Source organism: Actinoplanes sp. NBRC 103695 (genome assembly GCF_030269485.1).
Taxonomy (GTDB): domain Bacteria; phylum Actinomycetota; class Actinomycetes; order Mycobacteriales; family Micromonosporaceae; genus Actinoplanes.
In genome coordinates this window covers 126,333-153,234 of record NZ_BSTL01000009.1, presented here as the reverse complement: position 1 = coordinate 153,234, position 26,902 = coordinate 126,333, and the positions used below count along the sequence as shown (strand labels likewise).

The window sequence follows — 26,902 nt, the reverse complement described above, 5'->3', positions numbered from 1 at the left end:
ACATCGCCTCGCTTCGGTGAGAACCGACCGACCACGCGAGAGCCCCCCGGCTCCGCGCCCCCACTACCGGAGGAACCCTTCGTAGTTCCGCTGCATCAGCTGGCTCTCGATCTGCTTGACCGTCTCCAGACCCACACCCACCATGATCAGCACTGCGGTACCGCCGAACGGGAAGTTCTGGTACTGCGACTGGTTCAGCCAGATGAAGAAGAAGTTCGGCAGGACCGAGATCAGACCCAGATAGAGCGCGCCCGGGAGCGTGATCCGGCTGAGGATGAAGTCCAGGTAGTCGGCGGTCGGCTTGCCCGGGCGGATACCCGGGACGAATCCACCGTACTTCTTCATGTTCTCCGCGACCTCGGTCGGGTTGAACGTGATCGACACGTAGAAGTACGTGAAGAAAATGATCATGAGGAAGTAGACGGCGATGTAGAGCCAGCTCGTCGGGTCGGCCAGCCAGTTCTGGATCCACTGCTGGTAGCCCTTGAGGTTGTTCGGGTCGAAGAACTGCAGGTACAGCTGCGGCAGGTAGAGCAGCGAGGACGCGAAGATCACCGGGACCACGCCGGCCTGGTTGACCTTGAGCGGGATGTAGGTCGACGTCCCGCCGTACATCCGGCGGCCGATCATGCGCTTCGCGTACTGCACCGGGATGCGGCGCTGGGCCTGCTCGATGAAGACGACCGCGGTGATGACGACGAGCACCAGGGCGATGACCAGAAGGAACTTGGCGACGCCGTTGCTCTCCTTGATCGTCCAGCCCTCGCCGGGGAGGCGGGCGGCGATCGAGGTGAAGATCAGGACCGACATGCCGTTGCCGACGCCGCGGTCGGTGATCAGCTCGCCGAGCCACATGACCACACCGGTACCGGCGGTCATGGTGAGCACCAGGACGGCCAGCGTCAGCCAGGTCGGGATGCCGGTGTTCTCGGGGATGATCTGGAAGTTCGCCTGGTCCTGCGGGCACTGGTTGGCGAACAGCTGGCCGGTGCGGGCCAGCGCCACGAAGGCCGAGGACTGCAGGATCGCGAGGCCCAGGGTCAGGTAGCGGGTGTACTGCGTGATCTTCGCCTGGCCGGACTGGCCCTCCTTGCGGAGCTGCTCCAGTCGGGGGATGACCACGGTCAGCAGCTGCAGAATGATCGACGCGGTGATGTACGGCATGATGCCGAGCGCGAAGACCGAGAGCTGGAGCAACGCGCCACCGGAGAAGAGGTTCAGCAGCGTGAGCACGCCGCCGGCCTCTCCGGACTGGTCCAGCGTGTCCAGACAGTTCCGTACGTTGGTGTACGAGACGCCCGGGCTGGGCAGAGTGGCACCGAGCCGATAAACCGCGATGATCGCTACTGTGAACAGCAGCTTCTTGCGCAGGTCAGGCGTTCGGAACGCACTGGAAAAGGCGGAGAGCAACTTCTTCCTCCTGCGCGGATCACCGCCGGTTCAGGCGGACGGGGTGGTCTTCGGTCCGGACGACCGATGTTCTTAGCTGGGATCGGACTCTAACAGTCGTGAACGCCTGCGGTCAGTCACGGTGGCCGCATCGGCCCCGAGGTGCATCAGACGTCACAAAAGGGGATGCTCGCCGAACGCCTCACGACGCCCGGGCGAGCACCCCCGCAAGCCTTACAGCTCGGTGGTGGATCCGCCGGCGGCAGCGATCTTGTCCTTGGCCGACTCACTGAACGCGTGCGCCGAAATGGTCAGCGCAACACCGTTCAGCTCGCCGGTGCCAAGCACCTTGACCGGCAGGTTCTTGCGAACCGCACCAGCCTCGACAAGCTGCACCGGGCCGATCTCGCCGCCGTCGGGGAACAGCTCGGCGAGACGGTCGAGATTGACGACCTGGAAGACGACCTTGTTGCGGGGCTTGTTCTTCAGCCCCTTCATCTTCGGCAGCCGCATGTGGATGGGCATCTGGCCACCCTCGAACGCCGCGGAGACGTTCTTACGGGCGCCGGTGCCCTTGGTGCCGCGACCGGCCGTCTTGCCCTTGGAGCCCTCACCGCGACCCACACGGGTCTTCGCTTTCTTGGCGCCGGGGGCAGGGCGCAGGTGGTGGACCTTGATCGGCATTACTCGACCTCCTCGACGCTCACCAGGTGGCTCACGGCGAAGATCATGCCCCGAATCTCGGGACGGTCCTCCTTGACCACCACATCGTTGATCCGCTTCAGCCCGAGCGACCGCAGGGAGTCCCGCTGGTTCTGCTTACGGCCGATCGAGGATCGTTTCTGGGTGACCTTCAGGCGCGCCATCAGTGCACCGCCGCTTCCGCACGCGCCGCCAGCATGGCCGCCGGTGCGACGTCCTCGACCGGAAGGCCACGACGAGACGCGACCTGCTCCGGCGACTCGAGGCCCTTCAGCGCGGCCACCGTCGCGTGCACGATGTTGATCGGGTTCGACGACCCGAGGCTCTTGCTCAGAATGTCGTGGATTCCCGCGCACTCCAGCACGGCGCGCACCGGGCCACCGGCGATGACACCGGTACCAGCCGACGCCGGCTTGAGGAGCACGACACCCGCGGCGGCCTCGCCGGTGATCGGGTGCGGAATCGTCGAAGCGATCCGAGGCACCTTGAAGAAGTGCTTCTTGGCCTCCTCGACACCCTTGGCGATCGCCGCGGGCACCTCCTTGGCCTTGCCGTATCCGATGCCGACGGTGCCGTCACCGTCACCGACGATCACCAGGGCGGTGAAGCTGAAGCGACGACCACCCTTGACGACCTTCGCGACACGGTTGATCGCGACCACCCGCTCGAGGTGGGGAGTCTTGTCGACGGGCGCGTTGCCGCGACCGCCCTCACGGCGGTTGTCCCGGCGGCCGCCACCTTCGTTGTTGCCGCCGGACCCGCCGCCACGGCGCTGCTGACCAGGCATTGGTATTCCTTCCTAGAACTCGAGTCCGGATTCGCGGGCAGCATCGGCCAGCGCGGCGATGCGCCCCGCGTACCGGTTGCCGCCGCGGTCAAAAACGACCTTGGACAGACCCGCCGTCTTCGCCCGCTCGGCGACGAGTGCGCCGACCTTGGCGGCCAGGGCGCTCTTGTCACCCTCGGTGCCTCGCAGCGAGGCGTCGAGCGTGGAGGCCGAGGCGATGGTGTGGCCCTTGAGGTCGTCGATGATCTGCGCGGAAATGTGCCGCGAGGACCGGGTGACGACCAAGCGCGGGCGCTCGGCGGTGCCGCGGACGTTCTTGCGGACCCGGAAGTGCCGACGCGCCTTCCCGACGACCCGCTTCGCGGCGGGGCCGCCACCGTTGCGGCGCTTGAGGAGCGTGGCGGTCACTTCTTACCTGCCTTTCCAGCCTTGCGGCGGATGACCTCGCCCTGGTACTTGACGCCCTTGCCCTTGTAGGGCTCCGGCGGGCGGATCTTCCGGATGTTGGCGGCGACCTCGCCGACCAGCTGCTTGTCGATGCCCGCAACGGTGAACTGCGTGGGCCGCTCCACCGAGAAGGTGATGCCGTCCGGCGCCGGGACCGGGACCGGGTGCGAGAAGCCCAGGGCGAACTCGAGGTCCTTGCCCTTGGCGGTCACGCGGTAACCGGTGCCGTTGATCTCCAGCGTCTTCTTGTAGCCCTCGGTGACGCCGACGATCATGTTGGCGACGAGGGTACGCGACAGGCCGTGGAGCTCCTTGGCCCGACGCTCGTCGTCGGGGCGATTGACGTGCAGCTCGCCGTCCGCCTGCTCGACCGTGATCGGCTCGGCGACGGTGTGCGAGAGCTCGCCCTTGGGGCCCTTGACCTTGACGGTCTGGCCCGAGATGGTGACATCGACGCCGGCCGGGACCGGGATCGACTTACGTCCGATTCGCGACATGTCAGGTTCTCCCGTTACCAGACGTAGGCGAGGACTTCCCCGCCAACGCTCCGCTTGCGGGCCTGCCGGTCGGTCAGCAGTCCCTGGGATGTCGAGATGATCGCGACGCCCAGGCCACCGAGCACCCGAGGGAGCTCGTCGGACTTCGCGTACACCCGCAGGCCGGGCTTGGACACGCGCTTGATGCCGGCGAGGCTGCGCTCGCGGTTCTGGCCGAACTTCAGCTCAACGACCAGACGCTTGCCGACAGCGCCTTCCTCGGGGTCCTCAGCCGACCAGGAGGCGATGTAGCCCTCTGCCTTGAGGACCTCGGCGATGTTCGCCTTGATCTTCGAGAAGGGCATGGTCACCTTGTCGTGGTACGCCTGGTTGGCGTTACGCAGACGCGTGAGCATGTCTGCGATCGGGTCCGTCATCGTCATGGGTATTCGTCAACCTTTCTCGCCGGGGTTCCCCGACCGGGGCCTACGGCGAAGCGGTATTGCTTGGTTACCAGGAAGCCTTCGAAACGCCGGGCAGCTCACCGCGGTGAGCCATGTCCCGGACGCACACCCGGCACAGACCGAACTTGCGGTAGACCGAGTGAGGCCGACCGCACTTCTGGCAGCGGGTGTAAGCACGCACAGCGAACTTCGGCTTCGCGGCAGCCTTGATGATCAGCGCCTTCTTAGCCATGCTCAGTTCTCCTTGAACGGGAAGCCCAGGAGCTTGAGCAGCGCCCGGCCCTCGTCGTCGGTCGTGGCCGTCGTCACGACGGTGATGTCCATGCCGCGGGTCCGATCGATCTTGTCCTGGTCGATCTCGTGGAACACCGACTGCTCGGTCAGACCGAACGTGTAGTTGCCGTGCCCGTCGAGCTTGCGCCCGTCCAGGCCGCGGAAGTCGCGGATACGCGGCAGCGCGATGGACAGCAGGCGGTCCAGGAACTCCCACATCCGGTCGTTGCGCAGGGTGACCTTCGCGCCGATCGGCATGCCCTCGCGGAGCTTGAACTGCGCGATGGACTTGGTCGCCCGCCGGATCAGCGGCTTCTGACCGGTGATCGTGGTCAGGTCCTTGACCGCGCCGTCGATCAGCTTCGCGTCCCGGGCAGCCTCGCCGACACCCATGTTGACCACGACCTTGACCAGGCCGGGGGTCTGCATGGGGTTGCCGTACTTGAACTGCTCCTGCAGCGAGGCGATGACCTCGGAGCGGTACTTCTGCTTGAGCCGGGGCAGAGTCTTGGTCTCGGTGGTCGCGGTCATCACAGGTCCTTACCGTTGCTGCGCGCGATCCGGACCTTCTGGCCGTTGTCGTCGATGCGGTAACCGACCCGGGTCGGCTTGCCGTCCGAGTCCACGATCTGCACGTTCGAGATGTGGATCGAGGCTTCCTGCGTGACGATGCCGCCCGTCTTGGCGCCGCGCTGCGTCGTGCGGATGCGCTCGTGCTTCTTGATGCGGTTCACGCCCTCGACGAGGACCTTGTCGGTGCGGGGGTAGGCCGCGATGACCTTGCCCTTGGCACCCTTGTCCTTGCCGGCGATGACGACGACCGTGTCGCCCTTCTTGATCTTCATGCCAGCGCCTCCCGTCGGTCGCCGTCCGTCGTGGTCGGGCAAAGATCTAGCCTGATGCGCTCGCTACGCTCGCTCATAGTCAGAGCACCTCCGGCGCCAGGCTGATGATCTTCATGAACCGCTTGTCGCGAAGCTCGCGGCCGACCGGGCCGAAGATACGCGTACCGCGGGGGTCGCCGCCGTCCTTGATGATGACGGCAGCGTTCTCGTCGAAGCGGATGTACGAGCCGTCCGGACGACGCCTCTCCTTGGCCGTGCGGACGATGACCGCCTTGACGACGTCACCCTTCTTCACACCGGCGCCGGGAATGGCGTCCTTGACCGTGGCCACGATCACATCGCCGATGCTCGCGTAGCGGCGACCTGAGCCGCCGAGCACGCGGATGCACAGGATTTCCCTGGCACCCGTGTTGTCAGCGACGCGGAGTCGCGACTCCTGCTGAATCACGTCTGTCTCCTATGTCTGCCAGTTCTCCGCAGCCGAAACAGCGGAGCTTGGCGGAACGATGGGCCGCCGGGCCGGTGGGAACCGGCCCGGCGCACTCACTTGGCCTTTTCGAGGATCTCCACGATCCGCCACCGCTTGGTGGCGGAGAGCGGACGGGTCTCCATCAGCGAAACCCGGTCGCCGACGCCGCACGCGTTCTGCTCGTCGTGCACATACAGCTTGCGGGTCCGGCGAAGAACCTTGCCGTAGAGGGCGTGCTTGACGCGATCCTCGACCTCGACGACGACGGTCTTGTCCATCTTGTCGCCGACCACGAGACCCTCGCGCACCTTGCGCTGGGTCCGGGGAGCGGCAGTGGTTTCCTCACTCATGCTGTCACCTCATCCGGCGCGGCCGAGAGCCCAAGCTCCCGCTCACGCATGATCGTGTAGATCCGGGCGATGTCCTTGCGGACCACCTGAAGCCGGCGGTGGTTGTCCAGCTGGCCGGTAGCGCCCTGCACGCGGAGGTTGAACAGCTCCGCCTTGGCCTCCCGCAGCTTCGCGACCAGGTCCTCGTCGGAGGTGTCGCGCAGCTCGGCTGCCTTAACGCCCGCTGCCATCAGCTCTCCACCCCTTCACGCGTCACGATGCGGCACTTCATCGGGAGCTTGTGGATCGCGCGGCGCATGGCCTCGCGTGCCACGGTCTCGTTCGGGAACGACATCTCGAACAGGATCCGGCCCGGCTTGACGTTGGCCACCCACCACTCGGGCGAGCCCTTGCCGGAACCCATCCGGGTCTCGGCGGGCTTCTTGGTCAGCGCCTGGTCAGGGAAGATCGAGATCCAGACCTTGCCACCACGCTTGATGTGACGGGTCATGGCGATACGAGCCGACTCGATCTGCCGGTTGGTCACGTAGGCCGGCTCCAGTGCCTGGATACCGAACTCGCCGAAGACCACACGGTTGCCGCCCTTGGACGCGCCGTGGCGGTCCGGGTGGTGCGGCTTGCGGAAGCCCTTCGGGGGCTTGCGCGGCATCAGCATGTGTCAGCCCTCCTTCGGCTGCGGGTCGGCGACGGCCGGCGCCGCAGCGACGGCCGCGTCGGAGGTCGACTCACCGGTCGGGGTGTCGCCACCGCGCGACTGAGCGGCGGCGCGACCGGCCTCGGTGCCGCCCGCGGTCGTGCCGGACGAACCGGAACGGCCACGACGGGCGGGACGCTCGGCACGGTCCCGGCGCGGACGGGCGGGCGCCTCCTGCACGGCCTCGCGGCCGGCGACGGCGTCACCCTTGTAGATCCACACCTTCACGCCGATGCGGCCGAACGTGGTACGGGCCTCGAAGAAGCCGTACTCGATGTTGGCGCGCAACGTGTGCAGCGGGACACGACCCTCACGGTAGAACTCCGTGCGGCTCATCTCCGCGCCGCCGAGGCGGCCGGAGACCTGCACCCGGATGCCCTTGCAGATCGGGTTCTTCATGGCCGACTGCATGGCCTTGCGCATCGCCCGACGGAAGCTGACCCGGCTGGACAGCTGCTCGGCCACCGCCTGGGCGACGAGCTGCGCGTCCGACTCGGGGTACTTCACCTCGAGGATGTTCAGCTGGACCTGCTTGCCGGTCAGCTTCTCGAGCTCGCCGCGGATCCGGTCGGCCTCCGCGCCCTTACGGCCGATGACGATGCCCGGCCGGGCGGTGTGGATGTCGACCCGGACCCGGTCGCGGGTCCGCTCGATGTCCACCTTGGAGATGCCGGCACGCTCCAGGCCCTTGGACATCATCCGGCGGATCTTGACGTCCTCGCCGATGTAGTCCTTGTAGAGCTTGTCCGCGAACCAGCGGCTCTTCCAGTCGGTGGAGATGCCGAGGCGGAATCCGGTGGGGTGAACTTTCTGACCCATTACTCGGTGTCCTCCGTGGTCTCGGCCTTCTGCGGCTCAGCGGCCGGCTCGGCCTTCTTGGCCGGTACGGCCTTCTTGGCCGGACGGGCCACTTGGACCGCCTCGACCGCGATGGTGATGTGGCACGTGCGCTTACGGATCCGGTACGCCCGGCCTTGCGCCCGCGGCCGGAACCGCTTGAGCGTCGGACCCTCGTCGACGAACGCCTCACTCACCAGGAGCGCGTCCGGGTCGAGTCGCTCGTTGTTCTCCGCGTTCGCGATCGCGCTGGCCAACACCTTGTAGACCTGCTCGCTCGCCGCTTGAGGCGCGAACTGCAGGACGGTGAGAGCCTCCTTCGCGGGCAGACCGCGGACGAGGTTGACCACCCGGCGCGCCTTGTTCGGCGAGATGCGCACATGGCGCGCAATCGCCCGCGCGCCCGGAAGCACCGGAGCGTCGCCCTTGACTGGCATCGCTGTAGCTCCTAAATCCTCTGAATCCGTGATCTGCTTAGCGACGACGGCTCTTGCGGTCGTCCTTCTCGTGACCCTTGAACGTGCGGGTCAGAGCGAACTCGCCGAGCTTGTGCCCGACCATGGCCTCGGTGATGAACACCGGGACGTGCTTGCGTCCGTCGTGCACAGCGATCGTGTGCCCGAGCATGTCGGGAATGATCGTCGAGCGTCGCGACCAGGTCTTGATGACATTCTTCGAGTTCTTCTCGTTCTGGACTTCCACCTTCTTGAGGAGGTGGTCGTCGATGAACGGGCCCTTCTTGAGGCTGCGAGGCATCTTTTAAACTCCCGTTACCCGCGCTTGCGGGTGGCGTAGCGGCGGCGAACGATCAGCTTGTCGCTCTCCTGGCCCTTGCGGCGGGTACGGCCCTCGGGCTTGCCGCCCGGGTTGACCGGGTGGCGACCACCGGAGGTCTTACCCTCACCACCACCGTGCGGGTGGTCGACAGGGTTCATGGCGACACCACGGACGGTCGGGCGCTTGCCCTTCCACCGCATGCGGCCGGCCTTGCCCCAGTTGATGTTCGACTGGTCGGCGTTGCCGATCTCGCCGACGGTTGCGCGGCAGCGCACGTCGACGCGACGGATCTCGCCGGAGGGCATACGCAGCGTGGCGTACACACCCTCGCGACCGAGCAGCTGGATGCCGACGCCGGCCGAACGGGCCAGCTTGGCGCCACCGCCGGGACGAAGCTCCACGTTGTGGACCGTCGTACCGACCGGGATGTTACGGAGCGGCAGGTTGTTACCCGGCTTGATGTCCGAACCGACGCCGGACTCGACGCGGTCGCCCTGCTTCAGGTCCTTCGGGGCGATGATGTAACGCTTCTCGCCGTCGAGGTAGTGCAGCAGCGCGATACGCGCGGTCCGGTTCGGGTCGTACTCGATGTGAGCGACCTTGGCCGGCACGCCGTCCTTGTCATTGCGCCGGAAGTCGATCATCCGGTACTGGCGCTTGTGGCCACCGCCCTGGTGCCGCGTGGTGATACGTCCGTGGACGTTGCGGCCACCCTTCTTGGGCAGCGGAGCCAGCAAGCTCTTCTCCGGCGTGGACCGCGTGATCTCGGCAAAGTCCGAGACACTCGAGCCGCGGCGACCGGGCGTGGTCGGCTTGTACTTACGGATAGGCATGAGTCATAACCCCTTAGCTGACCGGTCCGCCGAAGGCGTCGATCCGGTCGCCCTCCGCCAGCTTGACCATCGCGCGCTTGGTGGCCTTGCGCTGTCCGAAGCCGGTCTTGGTCCGCTTGCGCTTGCCCTCGCGGTTCGCCGTGTTCACGGTCAGCACGCGCACGTCGAAGATCTGCTGGATCGCGATCTTGATCTGCGTCTTGTTGGCATTCGGGTCGACCAGGAACGTGTACCAGTTCTGGTCGAGAACGCTGTAGCTCTTCTCGGAGATCACGGGCGCGAAGATGATGTCCCGCGGGTCGGCGATCGTGGTCACTTCTCCCCCTCCCCGGAGGTCTCGGTCCGGCCGAGGAACTCGTCGAGGCCGGCCTTGGTGAAGACGACCTCGTCGGCAACCAGCACGTCGTACGTGTTGAGCTGGCCCGCCTCGAGCAGGTGCACGCCGTGGTCGTTGCGCAGCGAGTACCACGCGACGTGATCCTCGGAGTCCAGCACGACGAGCACCTTGGTGCTCTCGGTGGCCTTGCGCAGCACGGTCAGCGCCGCCTTGGTGGACGGGGTGTCGCCGTCGATGAACGACTCGACGATGTGCACCCGGCCCTCACGAGCCCGGTCGGACAGGGCGCCACGGAGAGCGGCGGCCTTCATCTTCTTGGGCGTCCGCTGGCTGTAGTCGCGCGGCACGGGACCGTGCACGACGCCACCGCCGGTGAACTGCGGCGCGCGGATCGAGCCCTGGCGGGCGCGACCGGTGCCCTTCTGCTTGTACGGCTTCTTGCCGCCACCGGCGACCTCGCCGCGGGTCTTGGCCTTGGCCGTGCCCTGGCGAGCGGCGGCCAGCTGGGCCACCACGACCTGGTGCATCAGCGGAATGTTGGCCTGCACGTCGAAGACGCTGGCGGGCAGGTCGACCGAACCGGTCTTCTCGCCCTTGGCGTTGATCACGTCGACCGAACTCATGCGGCACCGCCCTTCTTGGCCGCGGTGCGGACCAGGATCAGCGCACCCTTGGGGCCGGGAACAGCGCCCTTGACCAGGATGAGGTTGTTCTCGGTGTCGACCGCCTGCACCGTGAGGTTCTGCACGGTGAAGCGCCGGCCACCCATCCGGCCCGCCATCCGGACGCCCTTGAAGACGCGACCCGGGGTCGCGCAGGCGCCGATGGAGCCCGGCGAGCGGTGCTTGCGCTCGACGCCGTGGCTGGCCTTGAGGCCGTGGAAGCCGTGCCGCTTGATGACACCGGCGAAGCCCTTGCCCTTGGTCTTACCGGTGACGTCGATCGGCGTACCGACCGGGAACGTCTCGACGGTGACCTCTTGGCCGAGCTCGTACTCGCCGGCGTCCGTGGTGCGCAGCTCGACGACGTGCCGCCGCGGCGACACGTTGGCCTTCGCGAAGTGGCCGCTCTTCGGCTTGCTCACCTTGCGCGGGTCGATGGCGCCGTACGCCAACTGGACCGCGGCGTAGCCGTCGGCCTCGGGGGTGCGGACCTGGGTCACCACGCATGGGCCGGCCTGCACCACAGTGACCGGGACAACCTTGTTGTTGTCCCAGACCTGGGTCATGCCGAGCTTGGCGCCCAGAATGCCCTTCACTTGCCTGTCCATGATCGCGATCCCTACAGCTTGATCTCGATGTCGACGCCAGCCGGCAGGTCGAGACGCATGAGCGAGTCGACCGTCTTCGGAGTCGGGTCGATGATGTCGATCAGACGCTTGTGCGTGCGCATCTCGAAGTGCTCGCGCGAGTCCTTGTACTTGTGCGGCGAACGGATCACGCAGAAACGGTTGATCTCCGTGGGCAGCGGCACCGGGCCCGCAACCTGCGCCCCGGTACGCGTCACCGTCTCGACGATCTTCCGCGCCGAGGAGTCGACGACCTCGTGGTCATAGGCCTTGAGCCGGATGCGGATCTTCTGTCCCGCCATGATGGCTTCTGTTTCCTTCTCTCGATGCCGCTACGTTGCGAAGGCTTCCTTCGCCTGTTTGTCCGACCCCCGCGGTCGGGCGTGTCGCAATCGCTGACGTACTGCAGCGACAACCCAAACCCTTGAATCGGGGATCGAGGCGCCGGTGGCCAAAGAACACACCGGACACCCGGCGAGGGTGGCCAGCTGCCTTGAGGCATCTGGCCACCCCGCGCGGACGCAACCTGACTAGTATGCCGTATCGAACCCGGCGATGCTAATCGGGGTCACCTTCGTCAGACGTTGATCTTCGTGACCGTTCCGGCGCCGACGGTGCGGCCACCCTCGCGGATCGCGAACTTCAGGCCCTGGTCCATGGCGATCGGCTGGATCAGCTTGACCGACATGCTGGTGGAGTCGCCCGGCATGACCATCTCGGTGCCCTCGGGCAGCGTGACGACGCCGGTGACGTCCGTGGTGCGGAAGTAGAACTGCGGGCGGTAGTTCTGGAAGAACGGGGTGTGCCGGCCGCCCTCCTCCTTGGAGAGGATGTAGACCTGGCCCTCGAACTCCGTGTGCGGGGTGGCCGAGCCGGGCTTGACCACGACCATGCCGCGCTCGACGTCCTCGCGCTTGATACCGCGGAGCAGCAGACCGACGTTCTCACCCGCGCGGGCCTCGTCGAGCAGCTTGCGGAACATCTCGATGCCGGTGCAGACGGTCTTCGTCGACTTCTCGCGGATGCCGACGATCTCGACCTCCTCGTTCGGCTTCAGGATGCCGCGCTCGGCGCGACCCGTCACCACGGTGCCACGACCGGTGATCGTGAAGACGTCCTCGATGGGCATGAGGAACGGCTTCTCGGTGTCACGCTCGGGCTGCGGGATCGCGGTGTCGACCGCGTTCATCAGCTCGAGGAGCTTCTCGGTCCACTCCGCGTCGCCCTCGAGCGCCTTGAGCGCCGAGACACGCACGACCGGCAGGTCGTCGCCCGGGAACTCGTAGGTGCTGAGCAGCTCGCGAACCTCGAGCTCGACGAGCTCCAGGAGCTCCTCGTCGTCGACCATGTCGCTCTTGTTCAGGGCGACAACGATGTACGGCACACCGACCTGGCGGGCCAGGAGCACGTGCTCCTTGGTCTGCGGCATCGGGCCGTCGGTCGCGGCAACCACCAGGATCGCGCCGTCCATCTGCGCGGCACCGGTGATCATGTTCTTGATGTAGTCCGCGTGACCGGGGCAGTCGACGTGCGCGTAGTGCCGCGACTCGGTCTGGTACTCGACGTGTGCGATCGAGATCGTGATGCCGCGGGCCTTCTCCTCCGGCGCCTTGTCGATCTCGTCGAACGGGGTGTACGGGTTCAGGTCCGGGTACTGGTCGTGCAGGACCTTCGTGATGGCCGCAGTCAGCGTCGTCTTACCGTGGTCGATGTGACCAATGGTGCCGATGTTGACGTGCGGCTTAGTCCGCTCGAACTTCGCCTTCGCCACTGGTGTCCTCCTGTGGACTGGGTCTTTTCTTTCTCCCGACCCGACTTGCCATCGGGAACGGCTGAACTCGCGGCCGTCACGTCCCGGCCCGCCGGATGGCGGGTCAGAACTTGGGCCGCCGTGCGGCCCTCATGGGAGGGCCACACGGTGATCAACGATCAGGCTCCGGTGGCCTTCGCGATGATCTCCTTCGCCACGTTCTGCGGAACCTCGGCGTAGGAGTCGAACTGCATGCTGTAGCTCGCCCGGCCCTGGGTCTTCGACCGCAGGTCGCCGACGTAGCCGAACATCTCCGACAGCGGCACCGATGCCTTGATGACGCGGGCGCCGGAGCGCTCCTCCATCGACTGGATCAGGCCACGGCGGGAGTTGAGGTCGCCGATGACATCGCCCATGTTGTCCTCGGGCGTGGTCACCTCGACGGCCATCATCGGCTCGAGCAGCGCGGGGTCGGCCTTGCGGGCCGCCTCCTTCATCACCATCGAGCCGGCGATCTTGAACGCCATCTCGGACGAGTCGACCTCGTGGTACTGACCGTCGAGAAGCGTGAACTTCACACCGACCAGCGGGTAGCCGGCCAGCACGCCGTACTGCAGAGCATCCTGGGCGCCCGCGTCCACCGAGGGGATGAACTCCTTGGGGATGCGGCCACCGCTGACGGCGTTGACGAACTCGTACGTCGGGCCGTCGGCCTCGAGCGGCAGCGGCTCGACCGTGATGACGACCTTCGCGTACTGGCCGGAACCACCGGTCTGCTTCTTGTGAACGAAGGTCAGCTTCTCGACGGTGCCGCGAATGGTCTCGCGGTACGCCACCTGAGGCTTACCGATGTTCGCCTCGACGTTGAACTCGCGCCGCATGCGGTCGACGAGGATGTCGAGGTGGAGCTCGCCCATGCCGGCGATGACGGTCTGACCGGTCTCCTCGTCGTTCCAGACGCGGAAGGTCGGGTCCTCCTCGGCGAGCCGCTGGATGGCGGTGCCGAGCTTCTCCTGGTCGGACTTGGTCTTCGGCTCGATGGCGACCTGGATGACCGGCTCCGGGAACGTCATCGACTCCAGGATGACCGGGTTGGCCGGGTCGCAGAGCGTGTCGCCGGTGGTGGTCTGCTTCAGACCCTGCACCGCGATGATGTCGCCGGCCTGCGCCGACGAGCGCTCCTCACGCTTGTTCGCGTGCATCTGGTAGATCTTGCCGATGCGCTCCTTGCGGTCCTTGGTGGAGTTGACCACCTGAGACCCGGTCTCCACCGTTCCCGAGTAAACCCGGAAGTAGGTGAGCTTGCCGAGGTGCTTGTCGGTCTGGATCTTGAAGGCCAGGCCGGAGAACGGCTCCGAGTTGGCCGGCTTGCGCAGCAGGACCGTCTCGCCGTCCGGCGCGGTTCCCTCGATCGCCGGGATGTCCAGCGGCGACGGCAGGAAGTCGACCACGGCGTCGAGCATGGGCTGCACGCCCTTGTTCTTGAACGCCGAGCCGCACAGCACCGGGTTGGCCTTGCCGGCGATCGTGGAGCGCCGGATGGCGTCCTTGATCTCGACCTCGGTCAGCGCGATGCCGTCGAGGTACTTGACCATGACCTCGTCGTCGACGTCGGCCAGGGTCTCGATCAGCTTCTCGCGCCACTCGTTCGCGGAGTCGAGCAGCTCGGCCGGGACCTCCTCGATCGCGTAGTCGTCACCCTTCTGGGTCTCCCCACGCCAGGTGAGCGCACGCATGCCGATCAGGTCGACGACGCCGATGTGGTTGCCCTCGAGCCCGATCGGGATCTGCAGGACCAGAGGCGTCGCGTTCAGCCGGTCGATCATCATCTGCACGCAGCGGAAGAAGTCCGCTCCCGTACGGTCCAGCTTGTTGACGAAGCACATACGCGGGACGTTGTACTTGTCGGCCTGCCGCCAGACGTTCTCCGTCTGCGGCTCCACGCCGGCCACACCGTCGTAGACCGCGACCGCGCCGTCCAGAACGCGCAGCGACCGCTCGACCTCGACCGTGAAGTCGACGTGGCCGGGCGTGTCGATGATCTGGATCGTGTGACCCTTCCACTCGCACTTGGTGGCGGCGGAGGTGATCGTGATCCCGCGTTCCTGCTCCTGCTCCATCCAGTCCATGACGGCCGCGCCCTCGTGGACCTCACCGATCTTGTACGTGATACCGGTGTAGAACAGGATTCGCTCGGTCGTCGTGGTCTTACCGGCGTCGATGTGCGCCATGATGCCGATGTTGCGTACGTTGGCGAGCGCGTCTGCGGCGGCCACTTCAATCCCTCTTCGTCTTCGTCGTCGTCAGGTGGTGGTTGACTACCACCGGTAGTGCGCGAAGGCCTTGTTGGACTCCGCCATCTTGTGGGTGTCCTCGCGACGCTTGACCGCGGCACCGAGGCCGTTGCTGGCGTCCAGCAGCTCGTTCTGCAGGCGCTCGATCATGGTCTTCTCGCGACGGGCCTTGGAGTACTGCACCAGCCAGCGCAGGCCCAGGGTGGTCTGCCGCGGCGTGCGAACCTCGACCGGCACCTGGTAGGTCGCGCCACCGACACGGCGGCTGCGGACCTCGAGGGTCGGCTTGACGTTGTCCATCGCGCGCTTGAGCGTCACCACGGGGTCGGTGCTGTTCTTCTCGCGGCAGCCCTCGAGGGCGCCGTAGACGATGCGCTCGGCAAGCGCACGCTTGCCACCGACCAGGATCTTGTTCACCAGCTGGGTGACCAGCGGTGAGTTGTAGACCGGATCGGCGACCACCGGGTGGCGCGGAGCGGGGCCTTTACGGGGCATGTCAGCTCTTCTCCTTCTTCGCGCCGTAACGGCTGCGGGCCTGCTTGCGGTTGCGGACACCCTGGGTGTCCAGCGAACCGCGGACGATCTTGTAGCGGACGCCCGGAAGGTCCTTCACACGACCGCCGCGCACGAGCACGATCGAGTGCTCCTGCAGGTTGTGGCCGACGCCCGGGATGTACGCCGTCACCTCGATCTGGCTGCTGAGCTTCACACGAGCGACCTTGCGCAGCGCAGAGTTCGGCTTCTTGGGGGTAGTGGTGTAGACGCGCGTGCACACGCCTCGCCGCTGAGGGCTTCCCTTCAGCGCCGGCGTCTTGGTCTTGCTCGTCTTCGCCTGTCGGCCCTTTCGGACCAGCTGCTGGATCGTGGGCACCGGGTTTCTCCGCTCCCTTCGGCCGCTTTCAAACGGCCGCACCGTCTTCGAATGCCTCATGTGTCGAACGACCCGGGGGATCGTCCGGCACCCGCGGTCGGGCGTGTCGTCCGGCTCACGGTCCTGTCGCACGCCGTTACAACGCGCGACAGTTCTTGTCTTTGTCGGGCCTGCGCCCGAGTCATGCTGCTGCCCCGGTCTTGCCTACGACTCAGGGCGCACGCACGACTTGCCCGGGCAAGCCCAGGCACGAGGAGGAAGATTACCCACCACAGGCGCAACGGTCAAAACGAGCCCCGCCAGCCACGATGGATATCTCCGCACGGTCAAGTGTACCGGGTGGCTCGGATCCACGAGTCGGCACCGTCAGGACGCTTGCACCAAGAGGGCAAACAGCAGGGAGAGCAGGGCTATTCCCGCGCCCGTCGAGCCACAGACGATGCCCGCGATCGCCTGGCCCCGGCCGACGAAACGGAGCATGCCGTCGCGCCCCGACCTGCGGATCTGCCGGTTGGCGGTGAGCCCGACGGCCACCGCGCCGCCGCCGATCAGCACGGCCAGGAGGGTGAATGCCCCGGCCACCAGGCCGCCCCAGCCCGCGGAGGCGCCGGCCGAGCCGAAGCACAGGACGAGGAACGAGACCAGGATCGAGCCGATGCCGGCGATCATCGCTCCGGTCGCCAGCCCGGAGACGACCGGGGGGACCTGGATCTGGACCAGTCCGTACTCCGTGCCGCCGACCTGGTCCACGCGGGCCGGGCGCCAGCGACCGTCCTCAGGAGGCGGCGGCGGAGCCTGCGGCGGGGGGTGGCCGGGGTAGGTCATACCCCAAGCTTGTCACTCGAACGTGAGAAGCCGCAGCCCGGTGTTCGCCGAGCGAAGCTGAGCCGGCCGACTCAGCTCAGTCGGTATTGGTGTCGAAGTCCTGGCCGCCGGGGCCGGCCAGGTGCAGCAGCCCGGCGATGCCCGCCACCACCAGGGCCGTCACGGCCAGCACGATGCCCGCCCAGGCCAGTTTGCGGCCGCGGCGTACCCATTTGTTGCCTGTCAGATAGCCGGCCGCAGCGAACTGCTGACGATGCGTCTGACGGGCCAGGAGAAGCGCCACAGTGGCCGGAATCACGCCACCGATCATCGGACCGGTCAGTAGAGCCGTCAGGCCGAGCGCGAAGACAGCCCGGGCCTTCGTGGACGACGCCGGCTCCGGGTCCATGGGATGCCGGGTGGGCACGGCGGCGGGGACACTCACGTACCCCATTAAAGCCGAAGAGGGCGGCCGCGCTGCACGCGCGACCGCCCTCTCCTAAAACCAGACCTAGCGGTACGACCCGAAGTCGAAGTCGTCCAGCGGCACAGCCTGGCCACTGGCCGGCCCGAAGCCGTAGTCGGTCTCCGGGTACCCGGTCATCGAGTACACCTTGGCCTTGGCCTCCTCGGTCGGCTCGACCCGGATGTTGCGGTACTTGCTGATGCCGGTACCGGCCGGGATGAGCTTTCCGATGATCACGTTCTCCTTGAGGCCGACCAGCGAGTCGCTGCGCGAGTTGATCGCAGCGTCGGTCAGCACCCGGGTGGTCTCCTGGAAGGAGGCCGCCGAGAGCCAGGAATCCGTGGCCAGCGAGGCCTTGGTGATACCCATCAGCACCGGGCGACCGGCGGCGGGCTCGCCACCCTCCCCGACGATCCGGCGGTTCTCCGACTCGAAGAGCGCCCGGTCGACCAGGATGCCCGGCAGGAACTCCGCGGCGCCCGAGTCGATGACCGTCACCCGCTTGAGCATCTGGCGGATGATGATCTCGATGTGCTTGTCGTGGATGAGCACACCCTGCGAGCGGTAGACCTCCTGGACCTCCTGGGTCAGGTGGACCTGGACCGCCCGCGGACCCATGATCCGCAGAAGCTCGTGCGGGTCGATGGTGCCCTCGGTCAGCTTCTCGCCGACCGACACGTGACCGCCGTCGTAGACGTTCGGCCGCAGCTTCACACGCTTCGAGATCTTGTCGTACACGATCTCTTCGCTGCCGTCGTCCGGGATGACGATGATCTTGCGCGACCGCTCGCCGTCCTCGATGCGGATGCGACCCGGGGTGTCGGCGATGGGCGCCTTGCCCTTGGGCACACGAGCCTCGAAGATCTCCTGGACACGCGGCAGACCCTGGGTGATGTCCTCACCCGCGACACCACCGGTGTGGAAGGTACGCATCGTCAGCTGCGTACCCGGCTCACCGATGGACTGGGCCGCGATGATGCCGACCGCCTCGCCGATGTCGACCGCCTTGCCGGTCGGCAGCGAACGGCCGTAGCAGGCCGCGCAGACGCCCAGCTTGGACTCGCACGTGAGGACGCTGCGCACCCGCACGTTCTCGACCTTCGCCGCGACCAGCTTGTCGACCAGGATCGAGTTGAGATCCTCACCGCGAGCGACAACCAGGTTGCCGTCGGAGTCGGTGATGTCGTCGGCCAGCGTACGAGCGTGGATGCCGGTCTCGGAGTGGGCGTCGAGCTCCAGCTCGCCACCCTGGCCCCGCACCATGACCGCCATCGGGATCGCGCGGTCGGTGCCGCAGTCCTCCTCGCGGATGATGACGTCCTGCGACACGTCCACCAGACGACGGGTCAGGTAACCCGAGTCGGCGGTACGCAGCGCGGTGTCGGCCAGACCCTTCCGTGCGCCGTGCGTGGAGATGAAGTACTCCAGCACGGTCAGACCCTCGCGGTACGACGACGTGATCGGCCGCGGGATGATCTCGCCCTTGGGGTTGGCCACCAGACCACGGATCGCGGCGATCTGCCGGAGCTGGAGGAGGTTACCGCGAGCGCCGGAGTTGATCATCACCCAGAGCGGGTTCTCCTGCGGCAGCGCGGACTCCATCTCCTTGGAGATCTCGTTGGTCGCCTTGGTCCAGATCTCGATGAGCTCGCCGCGACGTTCCTCGGCGGTCATCAGACCACGCTGGTACTGCTTGTCGATCCGGTCAGCCTCGGTCTGGTACTTGGCCAGGATCTCCGGCTTGCGCGGAGGACCGATGACGTCGCCCATACCGATCGTCACACCGGACCAGGTGGCCCAGTGGAAGCCGGCCTCCTTGAGCGCGTCCAGGGTCGCCGCCAGGGCCACCTTGGGGAAGCGCTCGGCGAGGTCGTTGACGATCGCCGACAGCTGACCCTTGCGGATCTCGTAGTTCACGTACCGGTAGCCCGTGGGCAGGGTCTCGTTGAAGATGACCCGGCCCAGCGTGGTCTCGACCAGCACCTTGTCGCCGGGCTCCCAGCCCTCGGGGGCCTGCCACGGCTCGCCCTTGGCGCCGTTGTCGACCTCGATGACCTCGGGCAGGCGGATCTTCACCGGCGTCTGCAGGTGCAGCTCACCGTTGTCGAACGCCATCCGTGCCTCGGCGTCCGAGCTGAAGACCCGGCCCTCACCCTTGCCACCCGGAGTGAGGTGGGTCAGGTAGTAGAGGCCGATGACCATGTCCTGGGTGGGCATGGTGACCGGCTTGCCGTCGGCCGGCTTGAGGATGTTGTTCGACGAGAGCATCAGGATCCGCGCCTCGGCCTGCGCCTCGGCGGACAGCGGCACGTGCACCGCCATCTGGTCGCCGTCGAAGTCCGCGTTGAACGCGGTACAGACGAGCGGGTGGATCTGGATCGCCTTGCCCTCGACCAGCTGCGGCTCGAAGGCCTGGATGCCCAGGCGGTGCAGGGTCGGCGCGCGGTTCAGCAGCACCGGGTGCTCGCTGATGACCTCTTCGAGGACGTCCCACACGACCGGCCGCTGACGCTCGACCATCCGCTTGGCGGACTTGATGTTCTGCGCGTGGTTGAGATCCACCAGACGCTTCATCACGAACGGCTTGAACAGCTCCAGCGCCATCTGCTTGGGCAGACCGCACTGGTGCAGCTTGAGCCGCGGGCCGACGACGATGACCGAACGGCCGGAGTAGTCGACGCGCTTGCCCAGCAGGTTCTGCCGGAAACGACCCTGCTTGCCCTTGAGCATGTCGGACAGCGACTTGAGCGGACGGTTACCCGGGCCGGTGACCGGCCGGCCGCGGCGGCCGTTGTCGAACAGCGCGTCGACGGCCTCCTGCAGCATCCGCTTCTCGTTGTTCACGATGATCTCGGGCGCGCCCAGGTCGATCAGGCGCTTGAGCCGGTTGTTCCGGTTGATCACGCGGCGGTACAGGTCGTTCAGGTCGCTGGTCGCGAAGCGGCCACCGTCGAGCTGCACCATCGGGCGCAGGTCCGGCGGGATGACCGGGACGCAGTCCAGAACCATGCCGAGCGGCGAGTTGCGGGTGTTCAGGAACGCGGCGACGACCTTGAGCCGCTTCAGCGCACGGATCTTGCGCTGGCCCTTGCCGGTGCGGATGGTCTCCCGCAGCGACTCGGCCTCAGCGTCCAGGTCCATGTTCTGCAGCAGCGCCTTGATCGCCTCGGCGCCCATGCCGCCCTCGAAGTACTCGCCGAAGCGGTCCCGGAGCTCGCGGTACAGCAGCTCGTCCGTGACCAGCTGCTTGGCGTCCAGCTTGCGGAAGGTGTCGAGCACCTCGTCGAGACGGTCGATCTCCCGCTGCGCCTTGTCGCGGATCTGGCGCATCTCCCGCTCGCCGGCCTCCTTGACCTTGCGGCGGACATCGGCCTTGGCGCCCTCGGCCTCCAGCTCGGCCAGGTCCTGCTCGAGCTTGGCGGCGCGACCCTCGATCGTCGAGTCGCGGCTGTTCTCGCTCTGCCGCTTCTCGGCGAAGATCTCGTTCTCGATCGTCGACAGGTCACGGTGGCGCGCCTCGGCGTCGACCTTCGTGACCACGTACGAAGCGAAGTAGATGATCTTCTCGAGGTCCTTGGGAGCCAGGTCGAGCAGGTAGCCCAGCCGGCTCGGCACACCCTTGAAGTACCAGATGTGCGTGACCGACGCGGCCAGCTCGATGTGACCCATGCGCTCACGGCGGACCTTGGACCGGGTCACCTCGACGCCGCAGCGCTCACAGATGATGCCCTTGAACCGGACCCGCTTGTACTTGCCGCAGTAGCACTCCCAGTCCCGCTGAGGACCGAAGATCTTCTCGCAGAAGAGTCCGTCCTTCTCGGGCTTGAGCGTGCGGTAGTTGATCGTCTCGGGCTTCTTGACCTCGCCGTGCGACCACTGGCGGATGTCGTCAGCAGTGGCAAGGCCGATGCGCAACTCGTCGAAGAAGTTGACGTCGAGCACTTGGACTATCCCTCGTGTTTCGTTGCTCGGATAAATTCCAGGCCGGCGGGGCGGCGTCCGGGGCTTTCAGGCACCGGACGCCGCACTCCGTCAGATCTCTTCGACGCTGCTGACGCCCTCGTTCGGGCGCCGGGACAGGTCGATGCCGAGTTCCTCCGCGGCCCGGAAGACCTCGTCGTCCGTCTCGCGCATCTCCAGGGCCACACCGTCGCTGGACAGCACCTCAACGTTCAGGCACAGCGACTGCAGTTCCTTGAGCAGCACCTTGAAGGACTCGGGGATGCCCGGCTCCGGGATGTTCTCGCCCTTGACGATGGCCTCGTAGACCTTCACGCGACCGAGAACGTCATCGGACTTGATGGTGAGCAGCTCCTGCAGCGCGTAAGCCGCGCCGTAGGCCTGCATCGCCCAGCACTCCATCTCGCCGAACCGCTGACCACCGAACTGCGCCTTACCACCCAGCGGCTGCTGCGTGATCATCGAGTACGGACCGGTCGAACGAGCGTGGATCTTGTCGTCGACCAGGTGGTTCAGCTTCAGGATGTAGACGTAGCCCACCGCGATCGGGTCGGGCAGCGGCTCGCCGGAACGACCGTCGAACAGCTGCGCCTTGCCGTCGCCGTTGACCAGCCGCTTACCGTCGCGGTTGACCAGGGTCGACTCCAGGAGGCCCTTGATCTCCTCCTCCTGGGCGCCGTCGAAGACCGGGGTGGCGACATTGCTGTCCTTCGGCGACTCGTGGGCCTCGATCGCCCTGAGCTGCCGCTTCCACTCCTGGTCCTCGCCCTCGATCGACCAGCCGGTCTTGGCGATCCACCCGAGGTGGGTCTCCAGCACCTGGCCGATGTTCATCCGGCTCGGCACGCCGAGCGGGTTGAGCACGATGTCGACCGGGGTGCCGTCCTCGAGGAACGGCATGTCCTCGACCGGCAGGATCTTCGAGATGACGCCCTTGTTGCCGTGCCGGCCGGCGAGCTTGTCGCCGTCCTGGATCTTGCGCTTCTGGGCGACGTAGACGCGGACCAGCTCGTTCACGCCCGGGGGCAGCTCGTCGCCGTCCTCGCGGGAGAACGTACGGACGCCGATCACCGTGCCGGTCTCGCCGTGCGGCACCTTCAGCGAGGTGTCCCGGACCTCCCGGGCCTTCTCACCGAAGATCGCGCGCAGCAGCCGCTCCTCCGGGGTCAGCTCGGTCTCGCCCTTGGGCGTGACCTTGCCGACCAGGATGTCACCGGGGACGACCTCGGCGCCGATCCGGATGATGCCCCGCTCGTCCAGGTCGGCGAGCATTTCCTCGCTGACGTTGGGGATGTCGCGGGTGATCTCCTCCGGGCCCAGCTTGGTGTCGCGGGCGTCCACCTCGTGCTCCTCGATGTGGATCGAGGTGAGCACGTCCTGCTGGACGAGGCGCTGCGACAGGATGATCGCGTCCTCGTAGTTGTGGCCCTCCCAGCACATGAACGCGACGAGCAGGTTCCGGCCGAGGGCCATCTCCCCCTCGTCGGTGCACGGTCCGTCGGCGATGACCTGGCCGGCCTCGACCCGGTCGCCCTCGAACACCACCGGCTTCTGGTTGACGCAGGAGCCGGCGTTGCTGCGGCGGAACTTGTGCAGCAGGTAGGTGCGGCGGTGGCCGTCGTCCTGGTGCACCGTCACGTAGTCGGCGCACAGGTCCTCGACCACGCCACCGACCTCGGCGACGACGACGTCACCGGCGTCGACCGCGGCGCGGTACTCCATGCCCGTACCCACCAGCGGCGACTCCGCCTTGACCAGCGGGACCGCCTGACGCTGCATGTTCGCGCCCATCAGGGCGCGGTTGGCGTCGTCGTGCTCGAGGAACGGGATCATGGCGGTCGCGACCGAGGTCATCTGCCGCGGCGAGACGTCCATGTAGTCGACCTCCGTGCCAGGCACGTAGTCGACCTCACCGCCCTTCCGGCGGACCAGGACGCGGTCCTGCGCGAAGGTGCCGTCACTCTTCAGCGTGGCGTTCGCCTGCGCCTTGATGTACCGGTCCTCCTCGTCCGCCGTGAGGTAGTCGACCTGGTCGGTGACCCGGCCGCTGTCCACCCGGCGGTACGGGGTCTCGATGAACCCGAACGGGTTCACCCGCGCGAAGGTCGAAAGGGCGCCGATCAGGCCGATGTTCGGGCCTTCCGGCGTCTCGATCGGGCACATCCGGCCATAGTGGGACGGGTGAACGTCACGGACCTCGAAGCCGGCCCGCTCACGGGACAGACCGCCGGGGCCGAGCGCGCTCAGCCGGCGCCGGTGGGTCAGACCCGCCAGCGGGTTGGTCTGGTCCATGAACTGCGACAGCTGCGACGTACCGAAGAACTCCTTGATCGCCGCCACCACGGGACGGATGTTGATCAGGGTCTGCGGCGTGATCGCCTCGACGTCCTGGGTCGTCATCCGCTCCCGGACGACGCGCTCCATCCGGGACAGGCCCACGCGGACCTGGTTCTGGATGAGCTCGCCGACGGTACGCAGACGCCGGTTGCCGAAGTGGTCGATGTCGTCGGCCTCGTACCCCTCCTCACCGGCGTGCAGCCGGCAGAGGTAGTCGACGGTCTTGACGACGTCCTCTTCGGTGAGGGTGCCGCGGACGATCGGGACGTCGATGTCCAGCTTCTTGTTGAACTTGTAGCGCCCGACCTTGGCCACGTCGTACCTCTTCGGATTGAAGAAGAGGTTGTCGAGCAAGGTCTGGGCGTTCTCCCGGGTCGGGGGCTCGCCAGGGCGGAGCTTGCGGTAGATGTCGAGCAGGGCCTCGTCCTGCCCGGCGATGTGGTCCTTCTCCAGCGTCGTCATGAGCAGCTCGGACCAGCCGAACCGCTCACGGATCTGCTCGGCGGACCACCCGATCGCCTTGAGCAGGACGGTGACTGCCTGCCGGCGCTTGCGGTCGATCCGGACGCCGACGGTGTCGCGCTTGTCGATGTCGAACTCGAGCCAGGCGCCCCGGCTGGGGATGACCTTGACACTGGAAAGGTCGCGGTCGGAGGTCTTGTCCGGCTCCTTCGTGAAGTAGACGCCCGGAGACCGGACGAGCTGACTCACCACGACGCGCTCGGTGCCGTTGATGACGAACGTCCCCTTGGGGGTCATCATCGGGAAGTCACCCATGAACACCGTCTGGCTCTTGATCTCGCCAGTGGTGTTGTTGGTGAACTCCGCGGTCACGAACAGCGGTGCGCAGTAGGTCAGGTCCTTCTCCTTGCACTCCTCGATAGAGGCCTTGACCTCGTCGAAGCGGGGTGCCGAGAAGGACAGCGACATGGTGCCGGAGAAGTCCTCAATGGGACTGATCTCTTCGAGGATCTCTGCGAGGCCCGAGTGGGCGTGCGGGTCGTCCGTCGATCGGGCCTGCCAAGCCTCGTTGCCCACCAGCCAGTCGAACGACTCGGTCTGGATGGCCAAGAGGTTGGGAACCTCAAGTTGCTCCATGATCCGGCCGAAAGAGATACGGCGGGGAGCGTAGGCGCTCGACGTACGGCTGGTCTTCGCAGGGCGGGAAGCTGCCAAGATGCGTCCTTCCGAGGACCGGTGCTGCTGATGCGGCTTTGAGCTGCAATGTGCGACTGACTGCGTGCACTCCAATGGACCCCCCAGCAACTATCCAAGAGGATATGCCGGCAGGGATCCAGGCAGAAGGCAGCGCAAACTAGCAGTGTAGCCGCTCGGCCAACCGCTGTCCAGCCCCAACCTCAGGACGCTGCGGAGCTGGCCATGAGCCGCTCTGAACACAAGCTTTGTCCGTCGGTGCCCGGATGGAACTCGTTGTCTCCGAGTTACCCATCGGTGGGCCGTCGCAAGCGCGGAACTTGCTGATAGCCAGCGTGCCCGTCGGCGGACACTCAGTCAAGGGTTGCGCCGCGTGCCGTCGTCCATCGGACGCGGCATAGCGACCATAGCGCACGTTTGGAGGATCTTGCGGTGGTTTGCCATACCCTCGATGGCCAGGTCATTCACCTGCGAAAAGACGATGGCGGAGACCCCGTGAAGGGCCTCCGCCATCGAGAGTCAAGGACTCAGGTCACTTGAGGGTGACCTTGGCGCCCTCGCCCTCGAGCTTGGCCTTGGCCTCCTCGGCCTTCTCCTTGTTGACACCCTCGAGGATCGCCTTGGGGGCAGCCTCGACGGTGTCCTTGGCCTCCTTGAGGCCCAGGCCGGTCAGCTCACGCACGACCTTGATGACCTGGATCTTCTTGCCGCCGTCAGCCTCGAGGACGACGTCGAAGGAGTCCTTCTCGGCCTCGGCCTCGGGGGCGGCACCGGCCGGGCCGGCAGCCGCGACGGCGACCGGAGCGGCAGCGGTGACCTCGAAGACCTCTTCGAACTGCTTCACGAACTCCGAGAGCTCGATCAGCGTCATTTCCTTGAACGCGCCGAGCAGCTCGTCGGTGCTGAGCTTCGCCATGTCTGGCAACCTTTCGTTGTTTCTCGTCTGTGGTAGTCACTCCGCGCGAAGGGCTCAGCCCTCGGCGGAACCGTCCTTCTCGCGCTTCTCCTGCAGGGCCGCGGCGAGCCGCGCCACCTGCGCCAGCGGCGCCTGGAACAGGGCTGCCGCCTGGGAGAGGTTGCCCTTCATGGCGCCGGCCAGCTTGGCCAGCAGCACCTCACGGGACTCGAGGTCGGCGATCTTGCTGACCTCTTCGGCCGAAATGGCCTTGCCCTCGAAGACGCCGCCCTTGATGACCAGGACGGGGTGGGCCTTGGCGAAGGCACGAAGGCCCTTGGCCGCCTCGACCGGGTCACCGTCCACGAAGGCGAGCGCGGTAGGACCGGTGAACAGCGCGTCAAGGCCCTCGATGCCCGCGTCGGTAGCCGCACGCTTCGCGAGCGTGTTCTTCGACACGGAGTACTTGGTCTGGTCGCCCAGTGAGCGCCGCAGCTCCGTCATCTCCGCGACCGTCAGGCCGCGGTACTCGGTGAGCAGCGTCGCCGACGAGCTACGGAACTGCTCCGTGAGCTCGGCGACAGCAGTGGCCTTGTCGGCCCGGACCGGCTTGTCCGCCATGTCCCTCCTCTCGATGCTCGAAACGCTGGTCGGCGCCGAACATGAGAAACGCCCCGGGCGCAGGGCCACGGGGCGGACTTTCGCGCGCTTACGCACGCTCAAAAGTCGCTGCCGATCTCCCCTGCGCGGGCCGCCCGCCATGTGCGGGACCTTCGACCGCGGCACTCGTCTCGCGACGGATGCTGCGGCGACCAGCGGTCTTTGGGTGGAACTTCGAAGGCAAGAGTACGCGTCCCGCCTGTCCCGTCCAAATCCGGACCTCCCGCCCTGCCCGCGACCTTCGTCACTGCGCAGGCCCCTGCCGCGACCGCCGGGCTGAGCTGCCTCTCGGCCGTCGCAAGTCCGGTCTGATCGCCAGGCTTAGCCGGCACCTCGGCAGTCGCCGCTTCCGGCGGGATTGCATGCCACCCGGACGCCGCCGACCCGTGCCGCGACCACCGGGACTCCCTTGCACCCGGGCGGGCCGGAACCGGCCGGGCCGGAGCCAGGCGAGCCGGAATCGGGCGGGCCGGAACCGGGCGGGCCGGAACCCGATCCGCGTGAACGTCCAGCGAAGTTGATCTTTGCCTCGCGCGCGACCGCCACCTCCCCCACCCCAGCACTGGGTGGGAGCTGAACCTAGCGGGCGAATGCGACTTTGCTCGCTGGTTGTCCACAGGGGTGCGGCTCAGACGCTGCCTTGGGGATAACCACGACCTCGTTCTGCGGACCGCTTGGTCTGAGGTGCAGCCGGCGCTTGACGCGCGGTCAGGCGTGGCCGGCGCGGCGCCGGTCGGGCGTG

Annotated in this window: 32 protein-coding genes; all 32 read right to left on the bottom strand. The window is 66.7% G+C overall.

The features are described 5' to 3' along the window. Positions 1 to 63: 63 nt before the first annotated feature. Positions 64 to 1,410 (bottom strand): preprotein translocase subunit SecY, encoded by a 1,347-nt coding sequence (secY, locus tag QSK31_RS17740; RefSeq protein ID WP_285685183.1) that lies wholly within the window; start codon positions 1,408 to 1,410, stop codon positions 64 to 66. A gap of 213 nt (positions 1,411 to 1,623) precedes the next feature. Then, entirely contained in the window at positions 1,624 to 2,073 is a 450-nt protein-coding gene (gene rplO, locus QSK31_RS17735; RefSeq protein WP_285685181.1) for a 50S ribosomal protein L15, read from the bottom strand. After that, positions 2,073 to 2,255 carry a 50S ribosomal protein L30 gene (gene rpmD / locus QSK31_RS17730; protein ID WP_285685179.1) on the bottom strand — a complete coding sequence of 61 codons (183 nt, stop codon included), beginning with the start codon at positions 2,253 to 2,255 and terminating at the stop codon, positions 2,073 to 2,075. Before rpmD ends, rplO begins: the two co-directional genes overlap by 1 nt. Then, positions 2,255 to 2,878 (bottom strand): 30S ribosomal protein S5, encoded by a 624-nt coding sequence (gene rpsE, locus QSK31_RS17725; protein WP_285685177.1) that lies wholly within the window; start codon positions 2,876 to 2,878, stop codon positions 2,255 to 2,257. Before rpsE ends, rpmD begins: the two co-directional genes overlap by 1 nt. A 12-nt stretch (positions 2,879 to 2,890) precedes the next feature. Further along, positions 2,891 to 3,286 (bottom strand): 50S ribosomal protein L18, encoded by a 396-nt coding sequence (gene rplR / locus QSK31_RS17720; RefSeq protein WP_285685175.1) that lies wholly within the window; start codon positions 3,284 to 3,286, stop codon positions 2,891 to 2,893. Beyond that, positions 3,283 to 3,822, bottom strand: a complete 540-nt coding sequence (gene rplF / locus QSK31_RS17715) for a 50S ribosomal protein L6 (RefSeq protein WP_285685174.1) — start codon at positions 3,820 to 3,822, stop codon at positions 3,283 to 3,285. The genes rplR and rplF overlap by 4 nt, the downstream gene beginning before the upstream one ends. Positions 3,823 to 3,836: 14 nt before the next feature. Further along, positions 3,837 to 4,244: a 30S ribosomal protein S8 gene (rpsH, locus tag QSK31_RS17710; RefSeq protein WP_285685173.1), complete on the bottom strand. Its 408-nt coding sequence runs from the start codon at positions 4,242 to 4,244 to the stop codon at positions 3,837 to 3,839. Between the two features lie 67 nt (positions 4,245 to 4,311). Then, a complete protein-coding gene (locus QSK31_RS17705; protein ID WP_014440734.1) occupies positions 4,312 to 4,497 on the bottom strand; it encodes a type Z 30S ribosomal protein S14 in 186 nt (61 codons plus the stop codon). 2 nt (positions 4,498 to 4,499) lie between these two features. Next, entirely contained in the window at positions 4,500 to 5,069 is a 570-nt protein-coding gene (rplE, locus tag QSK31_RS17700; RefSeq protein WP_285685172.1) for a 50S ribosomal protein L5, read from the bottom strand. Continuing rightward, positions 5,069 to 5,383, bottom strand: coding sequence for a 50S ribosomal protein L24 (gene rplX / locus QSK31_RS17695; protein WP_285685171.1), 315 nt, complete (start codon positions 5,381 to 5,383; stop codon positions 5,069 to 5,071). The genes rplE and rplX overlap by 1 nt, the downstream gene beginning before the upstream one ends. Before the next feature lie 79 nt (positions 5,384 to 5,462). Further along, positions 5,463 to 5,831, bottom strand: a complete 369-nt coding sequence (rplN, locus tag QSK31_RS17690) for a 50S ribosomal protein L14 (RefSeq protein WP_023358185.1) — start codon at positions 5,829 to 5,831, stop codon at positions 5,463 to 5,465. A 95-nt stretch (positions 5,832 to 5,926) separates the two neighbouring features. Further along, a complete protein-coding gene (rpsQ, locus tag QSK31_RS17685; protein WP_285685168.1) occupies positions 5,927 to 6,202 on the bottom strand; it encodes a 30S ribosomal protein S17 in 276 nt (91 codons plus the stop codon). After that, positions 6,199 to 6,432: a 50S ribosomal protein L29 gene (gene rpmC, locus QSK31_RS17680; protein WP_285685167.1), complete on the bottom strand. Its 234-nt coding sequence runs from the start codon at positions 6,430 to 6,432 to the stop codon at positions 6,199 to 6,201. Before rpmC ends, rpsQ begins: the two co-directional genes overlap by 4 nt. Then, entirely contained in the window at positions 6,432 to 6,857 is a 426-nt protein-coding gene (gene rplP, locus QSK31_RS17675; protein ID WP_285685166.1) for a 50S ribosomal protein L16, read from the bottom strand. The genes rpmC and rplP overlap by 1 nt, the downstream gene beginning before the upstream one ends. Positions 6,858 to 6,860: 3 nt before the next feature. Continuing rightward, positions 6,861 to 7,715 carry a 30S ribosomal protein S3 gene (rpsC, locus tag QSK31_RS17670; RefSeq protein ID WP_285685165.1) on the bottom strand — a complete coding sequence of 285 codons (855 nt, stop codon included), beginning with the start codon at positions 7,713 to 7,715 and terminating at the stop codon, positions 6,861 to 6,863. Continuing rightward, positions 7,715 to 8,170: a 50S ribosomal protein L22 gene (rplV, locus tag QSK31_RS17665; RefSeq protein ID WP_285685164.1), complete on the bottom strand. Its 456-nt coding sequence runs from the start codon at positions 8,168 to 8,170 to the stop codon at positions 7,715 to 7,717. Before rplV ends, rpsC begins: the two co-directional genes overlap by 1 nt. 37 nt (positions 8,171 to 8,207) lie before the next feature. Then, positions 8,208 to 8,489, bottom strand: a complete 282-nt coding sequence (gene rpsS, locus QSK31_RS17660) for a 30S ribosomal protein S19 (RefSeq protein ID WP_071803322.1) — start codon at positions 8,487 to 8,489, stop codon at positions 8,208 to 8,210. 14 nt (positions 8,490 to 8,503) lie between these two features. Beyond that, complete coding sequence (rplB, locus tag QSK31_RS17655) at positions 8,504 to 9,343, bottom strand: 50S ribosomal protein L2 (RefSeq protein ID WP_285685162.1); 840 nt, start codon at positions 9,341 to 9,343, stop codon at positions 8,504 to 8,506. Between the two features lie 13 nt (positions 9,344 to 9,356). Then, positions 9,357 to 9,659, bottom strand: coding sequence for a 50S ribosomal protein L23 (rplW, locus tag QSK31_RS17650; protein WP_285685161.1), 303 nt, complete (start codon positions 9,657 to 9,659; stop codon positions 9,357 to 9,359). Continuing rightward, positions 9,656 to 10,303, bottom strand: a complete 648-nt coding sequence (gene rplD, locus QSK31_RS17645) for a 50S ribosomal protein L4 (protein WP_285685159.1) — start codon at positions 10,301 to 10,303, stop codon at positions 9,656 to 9,658. Before rplD ends, rplW begins: the two co-directional genes overlap by 4 nt. Next, positions 10,300 to 10,950 carry a 50S ribosomal protein L3 gene (gene rplC, locus QSK31_RS17640; protein ID WP_285685158.1) on the bottom strand — a complete coding sequence of 217 codons (651 nt, stop codon included), beginning with the start codon at positions 10,948 to 10,950 and terminating at the stop codon, positions 10,300 to 10,302. The genes rplD and rplC overlap by 4 nt, the downstream gene beginning before the upstream one ends. A gap of 11 nt (positions 10,951 to 10,961) precedes the next feature. Next, positions 10,962 to 11,270 (bottom strand): 30S ribosomal protein S10, encoded by a 309-nt coding sequence (gene rpsJ, locus QSK31_RS17635; RefSeq protein WP_007073037.1) that lies wholly within the window; start codon positions 11,268 to 11,270, stop codon positions 10,962 to 10,964. A 275-nt stretch (positions 11,271 to 11,545) separates the two neighbouring features. Continuing rightward, positions 11,546 to 12,739 carry an elongation factor Tu gene (tuf, locus tag QSK31_RS17630; protein WP_285685157.1) on the bottom strand — a complete coding sequence of 398 codons (1,194 nt, stop codon included), beginning with the start codon at positions 12,737 to 12,739 and terminating at the stop codon, positions 11,546 to 11,548. A 158-nt stretch (positions 12,740 to 12,897) separates the two neighbouring features. Beyond that, positions 12,898 to 14,994, bottom strand: a complete 2,097-nt coding sequence (fusA, locus tag QSK31_RS17625) for an elongation factor G (protein WP_285685156.1) — start codon at positions 14,992 to 14,994, stop codon at positions 12,898 to 12,900. A 42-nt stretch (positions 14,995 to 15,036) separates the two neighbouring features. After that, positions 15,037 to 15,507, bottom strand: a complete 471-nt coding sequence (rpsG, locus tag QSK31_RS17620) for a 30S ribosomal protein S7 (RefSeq protein ID WP_285685155.1) — start codon at positions 15,505 to 15,507, stop codon at positions 15,037 to 15,039. Between the two features lies 1 nt (position 15,508). Next, on the bottom strand, positions 15,509 to 15,883 hold the full coding sequence (gene rpsL / locus QSK31_RS17615) for a 30S ribosomal protein S12 (RefSeq protein ID WP_014440718.1): 375 nt from the start codon (positions 15,881 to 15,883) through the stop codon (positions 15,509 to 15,511). A 366-nt stretch (positions 15,884 to 16,249) separates the two neighbouring features. Continuing rightward, entirely contained in the window at positions 16,250 to 16,708 is a 459-nt protein-coding gene (locus tag QSK31_RS17610; protein ID WP_285685154.1) for a hypothetical protein, read from the bottom strand. A gap of 76 nt (positions 16,709 to 16,784) precedes the next feature. Then, positions 16,785 to 17,141, bottom strand: a complete 357-nt coding sequence (locus QSK31_RS17605) for a hypothetical protein (RefSeq protein ID WP_285685153.1) — start codon at positions 17,139 to 17,141, stop codon at positions 16,785 to 16,787. A gap of 57 nt (positions 17,142 to 17,198) precedes the next feature. Beyond that, positions 17,199 to 21,095 (bottom strand): DNA-directed RNA polymerase subunit beta', encoded by a 3,897-nt coding sequence (locus QSK31_RS17600; protein ID WP_285685152.1) that lies wholly within the window; start codon positions 21,093 to 21,095, stop codon positions 17,199 to 17,201. 90 nt (positions 21,096 to 21,185) lie between these two features. Beyond that, positions 21,186 to 24,626, bottom strand: a complete 3,441-nt coding sequence (gene rpoB, locus QSK31_RS17595; RefSeq protein WP_285685151.1) for a DNA-directed RNA polymerase subunit beta — start codon at positions 24,624 to 24,626, stop codon at positions 21,186 to 21,188. 511 nt (positions 24,627 to 25,137) lie between these two features. Next, positions 25,138 to 25,521 carry a 50S ribosomal protein L7/L12 gene (gene rplL, locus QSK31_RS17590; protein WP_285685150.1) on the bottom strand — a complete coding sequence of 128 codons (384 nt, stop codon included), beginning with the start codon at positions 25,519 to 25,521 and terminating at the stop codon, positions 25,138 to 25,140. A 54-nt stretch (positions 25,522 to 25,575) separates the two neighbouring features. Then, entirely contained in the window at positions 25,576 to 26,121 is a 546-nt protein-coding gene (gene rplJ, locus QSK31_RS17585) for a 50S ribosomal protein L10 (protein ID WP_285685149.1), read from the bottom strand. Positions 26,122 to 26,902: the final 781 nt, after the last annotated feature.

Coding starts and splice junctions, on each gene's coding strand:
- rplE (WP_285685172.1), bottom strand. CDS start 5,069: ATGACCGCGACCACCGAGACCAAGACTCTGCCCCGGCTCAAGCAGAAG.
- rpsH (WP_285685173.1), bottom strand. CDS start 4,244: ATGACGATGACGGACCCGATCGCAGACATGCTCACGCGTCTGCGTAAC.
- rplC (WP_285685158.1), bottom strand. CDS start 10,950: ATGGACAGGCAAGTGAAGGGCATTCTGGGCGCCAAGCTCGGCATGACC.
- QSK31_RS17605 (WP_285685153.1), bottom strand. CDS start 17,141: ATGGGGTACGTGAGTGTCCCCGCCGCCGTGCCCACCCGGCATCCCATG.
- rplB (WP_285685162.1), bottom strand. CDS start 9,343: ATGCCTATCCGTAAGTACAAGCCGACCACGCCCGGTCGCCGCGGCTCG.
- rplF (WP_285685174.1), bottom strand. CDS start 3,822: ATGTCGCGAATCGGACGTAAGTCGATCCCGGTCCCGGCCGGCGTCGAT.
- rpsC (WP_285685165.1), bottom strand. CDS start 7,715: ATGGGTCAGAAAGTTCACCCCACCGGATTCCGCCTCGGCATCTCCACC.
- rpsS (WP_071803322.1), bottom strand. CDS start 8,489: ATGCCTCGCAGCCTCAAGAAGGGCCCGTTCATCGACGACCACCTCCTC.
- rplJ (WP_285685149.1), bottom strand. CDS start 26,121: ATGGCGGACAAGCCGGTCCGGGCCGACAAGGCCACTGCTGTCGCCGAG.
- rpmD (WP_285685179.1), bottom strand. CDS start 2,255: ATGGCGCGCCTGAAGGTCACCCAGAAACGATCCTCGATCGGCCGTAAG.
- rplX (WP_285685171.1), bottom strand. CDS start 5,383: ATGAAGATCAAGAAGGGCGACACGGTCGTCGTCATCGCCGGCAAGGAC.
- rpsG (WP_285685155.1), bottom strand. CDS start 15,507: ATGCCCCGTAAAGGCCCCGCTCCGCGCCACCCGGTGGTCGCCGATCCG.
- rpsE (WP_285685177.1), bottom strand. CDS start 2,878: ATGCCTGGTCAGCAGCGCCGTGGCGGCGGGTCCGGCGGCAACAACGAA.
- rpsQ (WP_285685168.1), bottom strand. CDS start 6,202: ATGAGTGAGGAAACCACTGCCGCTCCCCGGACCCAGCGCAAGGTGCGC.
- rplV (WP_285685164.1), bottom strand. CDS start 8,170: ATGCCAGTCAAGGGCGACGCTCCGGTGCTTCCGGGCGCGCGGGCGATT.
- rplP (WP_285685166.1), bottom strand. CDS start 6,857: ATGCTGATGCCGCGCAAGCCCCCGAAGGGCTTCCGCAAGCCGCACCAC.
- QSK31_RS17610 (WP_285685154.1), bottom strand. CDS start 16,708: ATGACCTACCCCGGCCACCCCCCGCCGCAGGCTCCGCCGCCGCCTCCT.
- rplL (WP_285685150.1), bottom strand. CDS start 25,521: ATGGCGAAGCTCAGCACCGACGAGCTGCTCGGCGCGTTCAAGGAAATG.
- rplD (WP_285685159.1), bottom strand. CDS start 10,303: ATGAGTTCGGTCGACGTGATCAACGCCAAGGGCGAGAAGACCGGTTCG.
- rpsJ (WP_007073037.1), bottom strand. CDS start 11,270: ATGGCGGGACAGAAGATCCGCATCCGGCTCAAGGCCTATGACCACGAG.
- QSK31_RS17705 (WP_014440734.1), bottom strand. CDS start 4,497: ATGGCTAAGAAGGCGCTGATCATCAAGGCTGCCGCGAAGCCGAAGTTC.
- rplO (WP_285685181.1), bottom strand. CDS start 2,073: ATGCCGATCAAGGTCCACCACCTGCGCCCTGCCCCCGGCGCCAAGAAA.
- rpmC (WP_285685167.1), bottom strand. CDS start 6,432: ATGGCAGCGGGCGTTAAGGCAGCCGAGCTGCGCGACACCTCCGACGAG.